The sequence below is a fragment of the Campylobacter concisus genome (assembly GCF_015229965.1).
GTDB lineage: Bacteria > Campylobacterota > Campylobacteria > Campylobacterales > Campylobacteraceae > Campylobacter_A > Campylobacter_A concisus_BD.
Genome location: NZ_JAAKZB010000023.1, coordinates 20,456 through 27,641, shown reverse-complemented (window position 1 = coordinate 27,641; position 7,186 = coordinate 20,456). Strand labels below are relative to the sequence as shown.

The window sequence follows — 7,186 nt, the reverse complement described above, 5'->3', positions numbered from 1 at the left end:
AAATTACGTAGTCTAATAAAATATATAATGTAATTATTACCTATTTTTTTGGACTTTTGATGTCTTGTTTTATACTAAAATTAAAAATTTGTTAAGCCATTTTATTTAAATATAGATTAAACAAAACATAATAATCATCTATAGAAAAATTAAAGTGAGTAATAAATTATTATCAATAAAGTATGTTAGTCTTCCTATAAGTTGCCAGTAAAAAATAGTTTTATGGGTAGATATTTTTATTTTTAGCAAATTCCTCAAATTTTTATAATTATGGACATAAAAATGTCTTTTATGCCGAGTAAAATAGTTCCAAATAAAAGCAAAAAGGAGCTTGTCGTGGAAAAAGAGAATTTTTACGTAGATAGTGAGATATATGAGCTTACGACACTTTGGACGCTTCGTGCTATTTTTGATCTCGGAGGAGAAAGAGAGTTGTTAAGAAGCAGATATGACGATGTTTTAGAGTTTTTGGGTATCGAGTCAAAAGAGCCCAAAGAAGAAGAGATCCAAAATCTTAAAAACAGACTTGAAATTCTTGAAAAAAGTCGAATTTCATGCGAGCTAAAAGACCTTGAACACAACTTAAATTTACTTCAAGAAAATTTAGGTCTAAATAGTACCGAGAGAGATATTTTGAGATTTGTCGCGATCATGTACAACTACGAAGTGATATCTAATGCTTGCAGTTTACTAGGAGATCTAAACAATATACAAGCCATAAAAGCCATCTCAAAGATACTAAATTTAAACTTTGGCGATATTCAAAAGGCCTTTAGAAAAGATGGAGTCTTTGCCAAGACTTCGATAATAAGACTAGACACTAATACGCATAATCTAAAATATAAAATCGATGTCATAAACAATAACTTTATGGGTGATTTGTTTGTTAAATGCGAAAGCATGGATGAGATATTTGAAAGTGCGGTAAAGCCATGTAGCAAGACAAATTTAAATACAAAAAACTACCCACACATAAAAGAAGATGTGAAAATTTTGCTCTCGTTTCTAAAAAGTGCCGTTAGCAAAAAGCAAAAAGGAGTAAATGTGCTCCTATATGGCTCAGCAGGAACTGGTAAAACTGAGCTTAGTAAAGTGATAGCTAGTGAACTAAATTTGAAGCTTTATGAAGTAGCTTATGATGACGGAGATGGATATGCAAATGAGTATCAAAGACTAAGATCGTATTGCCTTGCACAAAATGTATTATCTGCTGGATCAAATTTGCTGATGTATGATGAAGCAGAAGATATATTTAACACAAATAACGACGAAAAAAGACAATACGGCAAAGCCTTTATAAACAGATCTCTCGAGACTAACGAGTTGCCTACCATCTGGATAACAAATAATATTTATGATATGGATGACGCCGTCATTAGAAGGTTTAACCTAGCTATAGAGGTAGGTATACCAACTGAAAATGTGCGAACAAAGATCATAAAACAATATAGCGAAAATTTGATAGATGATAAGCTCATAAAAAAGCTAGCTAAAAATCAATTTATAGCTCCAGCACTCATCAGCAACGCGAGTGCTGTCGTTTCAAATTTAAACACAAAGGACAAAAATAAAGCCTTTGAGCGAGTAATAAACAACACTCTAAAAGCACAAGGCTATGGTGAGATAAAAAAAGATGTGAAAAAGAAAAAAGTAAAAACAAAAGATGATCTGCCAAGTAGCTACGATCCAAATTTTGTAAACACGGACTGTGATCTAAATGAGCTAATGCTAGGTATAAAAGCAAGCAAAAGTGCCAGGATCTGCCTTTACGGTGTGCCAGGAACTGGCAAAAGTGCCTATGCTAAATTTATCGCCAAAAGCCTAAGAAAGCCTATCATCATCAAAAAAGGTAGCGATCTTTTGTCTATGTGGGTCGGAGGAAACGAACAAAATATAGCGGAGGCTTTTAAAGAAGCCAAAGATAAAAAGGCAGTGTTAGTTTTTGATGAAGTAGATAGCTTTTTGCAAGATAGAAGTAGTGTGTCTCATAACTGGGAGATAACTCTAGTAAATGAGATGCTTGTGCAAATGGAGAGCTTTGATGGCATCTTTATCGCCACGACAAATTTGATAGATAATCTTGATAAAGCCTGTCTTAGAAGATTTGATCTAAAGCTTGAGTTTGGCTACTTGCTGCCAGAGCAAGCGCGAAATTTGTTTAAAAAAGAGTGCGCCTTGCTAAAGGTCAAATTTGACGAAAACACAGCGAAAAAGGTTTCAAATTTGGGCTTGCTAGCGCCAGGAGACTTTGCTAGCGTGAGAAGACAAGCTAAATTTAGACCTATAAAAAATAGCGACGACTTTTGCCATAGACTTGAGCTTGAAGTCGCACTAAAAAATGAAGAAAAGAGTATGAAGATAGGGTTTTAGGGACTATCCCTAACGAGGTATTTTTGTCTGACTTATCAGACAAAAAGTATCCTTGCCCAGATGGAATAGAAGATAGCTTTTTAATAGATGATATCATATGTAAGCAAATAGTGAGCTGGTTATGAATTTTGCTTTTTATTCTCTATTGATCAATTTAAGACAAGCTAAAGAATATATAGTGAAATCTTAAAAACTATTGCACAAAATTTACATCCAGCCTATATCCCGCAGCATTTGCATAGGCATTTAAAGTAGAGATTGTTGGGGAAATTTTAGAGTTTAGGCTCTCTAGTCTTGAGATGTTGCTTTTACTAGTATTCATTCTGCTAGCTATCTCTTCTTGAGTCAGATTTGCCGCTTTTCTGATCTTAATAAGCTTTAACTTTAAATCAAATTCAACTTCAAGTTTATCGTATTCTTTTTTTACCTCGCTTCTTTTTAGAGCTTTTTCTTTAAACTCCTCAAAAGTTGGTCTCATCTTATCTCCTTTGCTCTTTGTATGATGATCTTCATATCTTTTTTAGGGATAGCATCTGATTTTTTAATGAGCGTATGCAAAATCACTATTTCTCTATTTATGACATTTACAAAGACACTTCTTGCGATACCTTCTTTGCCTTTTGCCCTAAACTCAAATAGTCCATCGCCAAGAGGTGCGCTATGAGGTCTGCCTAAATTTGGTCCAACCTCCCTAGCCATTTCAAGTATGCGAAGTAAATTAGCCAAAATAGTATCTGGCAAAGACAGTGTCTCGTATTCAACGCTCTTATCATAAAATGTGATTTTCCATAATTACTCTTTCATGCCGGCTATATTATCATTTTTGATAACTTATTGTCAAATATGATAACTTTTTAAGAACACTCACCCTTTCCCTCCTTGATCAAATTTTACCTCTTCAACTAGATCCTTTAGAATTTTTTAGAGTTATTGACTCATCGTAAGTGCTTACAGCGTTCTTTGTTAGGTTTAATATCACAATTACTAGCTAGAATAATTTTTATTTTAAAAAACTAATACCGATTTTTCTTCGTTAAATCATTTTTTCAAATCTTTTGAAATTTTAGACACTATTTCAGATTTTGTGTTATATATTCTAAAAAGATATAATCCCCGCCCTTTAGGCAACTCTTGTTCTATTTGGCTTATCTTGCTCAAGCATAAACTCTAATACAAAAACCCAAACAGCCACAATGGTATCTTATTGCCGACACCTACTTCAATATCATCTGCTGCTATAAAAGAATTTGGCATATCCTTAATCTGCTCAAAGCCTTTTTTGGCTCCACCTATTTCAAAGACAAATTCGCCTACTATAAAATCTCCGGCTTTGCCTGAGTAAATTTCAGTAATATTTCCAAGCTGATTGGCAAAAAACGTCTCTCTCACATTTCCTATATCGGGGCTGCTTATATACATTAAATTTGTATTTTCAAGGTAAATTTTATCCGCCTTATCCATATTTTTTATAGCTAGTTCGTTTTTCATTAAAAGCCTTATTAGCCCAGCGCTATCAAGCATAGCAAGATACTCTTTTAGCGTCCTATCATCCCTTATATCAACAAGCGATTTTAGGCTTGAGTAGTTTGGCTGATATGGGACGTTCGTGCTTATAGCATGAGTTAAGATCTTTAGCTTTCTTGCCGTATTGCCGTTTAAATTTGGATATATGCTTAAAAGATCGCTATCTATCGTAGCTTCTATACTTTGTCTTAGAGTCTGATAAAAGGCAGTATCATTTGGCATATCATTATAGTATGGGTAGTAACCCGCCTTTAGATATTCTCTAAAAAGTTTAATAACTGCTAGATCTTTTTGCTTTAAGACGTTATTGATATTAACAGCTATTTCCTGATGGTTTGCAAGTAAATTTTCAAGCTCAATAGCTTCTAAATTTATACCATACCTTAGCCCTAGATACTCCCTAAAACTCATTCCACTCATCTTATATACTATCGCTCTTCTACTTAGATCATGGGAGCTTTTTAGCACTTCAAGAGCAGACGAGCCTGTAGCTACTATGTTTAGATCTTTAAAATTATCATAGGCAAATTTTAATACAGCAGATATATCCTTACTCTTATGAATTTCATCCAGATATAGATTTTTTCCGCCATTTAATACAAACTCTCTTATAATCGAGGTTATATCGTTTGATATCTCTATATCATCTAAGCTTAGGTAAAGACTATCTTTGTTTTTACTAGCTAGCTGAGCTAGTGTAGTTGTTTTACCTATTCCTCTTTGTCCCAGGATAACGATAAGTCTATGAGATAAGTCCTTGGAGTCTATAAAGTATCTTTTAAATTTATGGTTGTTTAACCTTATAAGGTCATTGCTCTTTAAAAAAAGTTGATCTAGCATATTATCCCTTTATTATGTAATGTAATACAATTATATCATAAAAGGGTATGTAATAGACTACAAATATAGTTGATCTTAAAAGCCTAAACGCTTCTTTATTGTAAATGGCTATATACATTTACAATAAAAAGTACTCACCCTTCCCCTCCTTGATTAAATTTTACCTCTTCAACTAGATCCTTTAGAATTTTAGGAGTTACTGGCTCCCCATAAGTATTCATAGTGATTTTATATTGTTGTTCATGTCCTACCAGGGCAGCTATATGCTCAACCCTTTGGCCACTTTGGATGAGCTTGTTTATAAAAGTGTGCCTAAATGAGTGAAATGTTCTTGTTTTATCACCATCTTTTATAACTTTAGTATTGATCTTTTTTCTAAAATATTCAGAGAAGTCTTTATTATCACAGCTAAATAGCCTAACTGCTTTACCACATTTCCTAGCTAGCTTCTTTTTACTCTCTATAAATTCAAACAGCCCAATTCTACTTAACTTAGAGTGTATAGGAACAATCCTTGCAGAGTTTCTAGTCTTTAAAGTCTTGCTCTTACCAGTTTTTACATCTATTTTTGTATTTAAACTAAAGCATACTATGTTATATTTTTCAACTATATCATCTGTGTTTAGCTGTATTATCTCATTTAGTCTCATGCCAGAATAAGCTGCTATATGAGTAACGAAAAATAGCTCATCTTTGCTAATTCTTTGACTTTTGGTATCACCACTTGATCTAATCTTACTAACAATATCCAAAAGTGCGTTTACGTCACTATCTTCATAAGGATTTTTATTTGTAACGTCATCTTGGTTTAAATCTATTTGTAGATCCACCGCTGGGTTCTTATCTATATAGTCGCTATCGTAGCAGTATTTAAAAAACTCACTAACTCTAACAATATACTTCTTAATGGTTGATTTAGAAATTTTTGGTCTATCTTTTGCTAAAGCTATGATCTCATCTATGCTCTTATCTTTATAGAGACTATTTTGAGAGAGTTTGGTTGGTAGTTGCAGCAAGACATTTCTAAAATTTAGCAAGTCATCTCTTTTTATCTTTTTGATATCTAGTTCATCACCAAAATTCATAGACATTAGCCGTCCTACATGTCTAACAAGACCAAATGTGCTATCACTCCAGTTGTTTGAAATGCTTGTGTTTGATACATAGTTTTCAAATGCGCTCTTTAGCGTGAGCATGTCAGCTTTGCTTTCGTTTTTAGCAGTTGAGTCTAGCTGCGATATAAAGCTTTTAGCTCTATTTGAGAAGAGCTTTTGAAAGAAATTTATAGCTTCATTAAAAGTCATGTTACTAGCATCACTTGTATCATCTATCGCAAGATCTTTAGCCTCAATATCACTTAAAACTATGCCTTTATCTTCATATTTATCTGCCTTATATAGCTTCACCTGACCACCAAAGGTAGGATCATTTAAATTTCCATACCCAAATTTTAGATCATCACTTAGCTCGTTGTCTCCATCTGGTGATAACTCACAACCAAATATTCTTAGGATATCGTTTTGTGTGAGTGCTCCCTTTTGTTTAGCTAGCTCATTTATAGCATCTCTTAGATCACAAATAGAGTGTTTTAGAGATTTTTTAGTAAAAGGTAGCACCAAATTCTGCTTTTTTAAAGTCTCTATGTCGTCTTGATAGCTATCTATGTTAGCCTCTTTAACACCTTTTGCTATCTCTTCTTTGGTGCCATTATCTAAATTTGTGCTCTTATGTTTTTTACCAAGTGGCACAAATGCTTGTTGCTTATCATTTAGTAGCTTTTGGTTTTTGCACATCTTATATGATATGTGATTTATGTTATCTATCGTTGCCTCAAGCACTCTTTTGCCAAGAAGCTTTTTGGTCTGAGGATCGGCGCAAGATAGCTTTTTGCAGATATCATCAACCTCTTTTGATATGGTGCTGGGCAAGCTATCTTCTTTTAAACTCTGTTTTAAAAACAAATTTAGTGATAGTAGTCCATCTAAATTTATATATCTGCCAAGCATATCATGCTCTTTGATACTTTTGGCCTCCTTGGCTTTTAAAAGCATAAGCACCAAGTGCTCTATAAGTTCGCTGCTCAAATTCATCTTCCATGCCTTTTTGATCGCGTTAAAAATTATAGAGTAGATCTTAGCACGATTTTTTGCTGTATCAAAGCGTTTTGTGAGGAAGGAGGTTATGTATTCGGTTTTATTACCAAAATAAGGCCTCAAATATAGAGGAATAGCTACTCTAAAGTAGTATATGCCATTTCGTTTGACTAGATATTGCATCTTTGTTACCTATGCAATATAACTTTGTAGCAAAATGTAGCAGATACTTGGTGTGAAACTGGCTGTGTGCCGTCTTTTTGGTGCTTCAATAAGGTTTATTTTTAAACCCTCATAAGCCGGAGGTCGGGAGTTCAAGTCTCCCCCGTGACACCATAGATGTCCTACTTATCGATACT

At 33.7% G+C, this 7,186-nt stretch carries 5 protein-coding genes; 1 reads left to right on the top strand and 4 read right to left on the bottom strand.

Features of this window, described 5'->3' with window-relative positions; all coding sequences use genetic code 11:
- Positions 1–336 precede the first annotated feature (336 nt).
- Complete coding sequence (locus tag G6W43_RS08955) at positions 337–2,370, top strand: AAA family ATPase (RefSeq protein ID WP_021089910.1); 2,034 nt, start codon at positions 337–339, stop codon at positions 2,368–2,370.
- A gap of 193 nt (positions 2,371–2,563) precedes the next feature.
- On the opposite strand, the gene G6W43_RS08950 is transcribed toward G6W43_RS08955, so the two are convergent.
- From G6W43_RS08950 to G6W43_RS08935, 4 genes are all read right to left on the bottom strand, one after another.
- On the bottom strand, positions 2,564–2,848 hold the full coding sequence (locus G6W43_RS08950) for a helix-turn-helix domain-containing protein (protein WP_021089884.1): 285 nt from the start codon (positions 2,846–2,848) through the stop codon (positions 2,564–2,566).
- The gene (locus G6W43_RS08945; protein ID WP_021089902.1) at positions 2,845–3,111 is read right to left on the bottom strand and encodes a type II toxin-antitoxin system RelE/ParE family toxin; all 267 of its coding nucleotides are present in this window, start codon (positions 3,109–3,111) and stop codon (positions 2,845–2,847) included. Before G6W43_RS08945 ends, G6W43_RS08950 begins: the two co-directional genes overlap by 4 nt.
- A gap of 426 nt (positions 3,112–3,537) precedes the next feature.
- Positions 3,538–4,734 carry an ATP-binding protein gene (locus G6W43_RS08940; RefSeq protein WP_194169630.1) on the bottom strand — a complete coding sequence of 399 codons (1,197 nt, stop codon included), beginning with the start codon at positions 4,732–4,734 and terminating at the stop codon, positions 3,538–3,540.
- Positions 4,735–4,868: 134 nt separating this feature from the next.
- Positions 4,869–7,010 (bottom strand): site-specific integrase, encoded by a 2,142-nt coding sequence (locus G6W43_RS08935; RefSeq protein ID WP_194169629.1) that lies wholly within the window; start codon positions 7,008–7,010, stop codon positions 4,869–4,871.
- Positions 7,011–7,186: the final 176 nt, after the last annotated feature.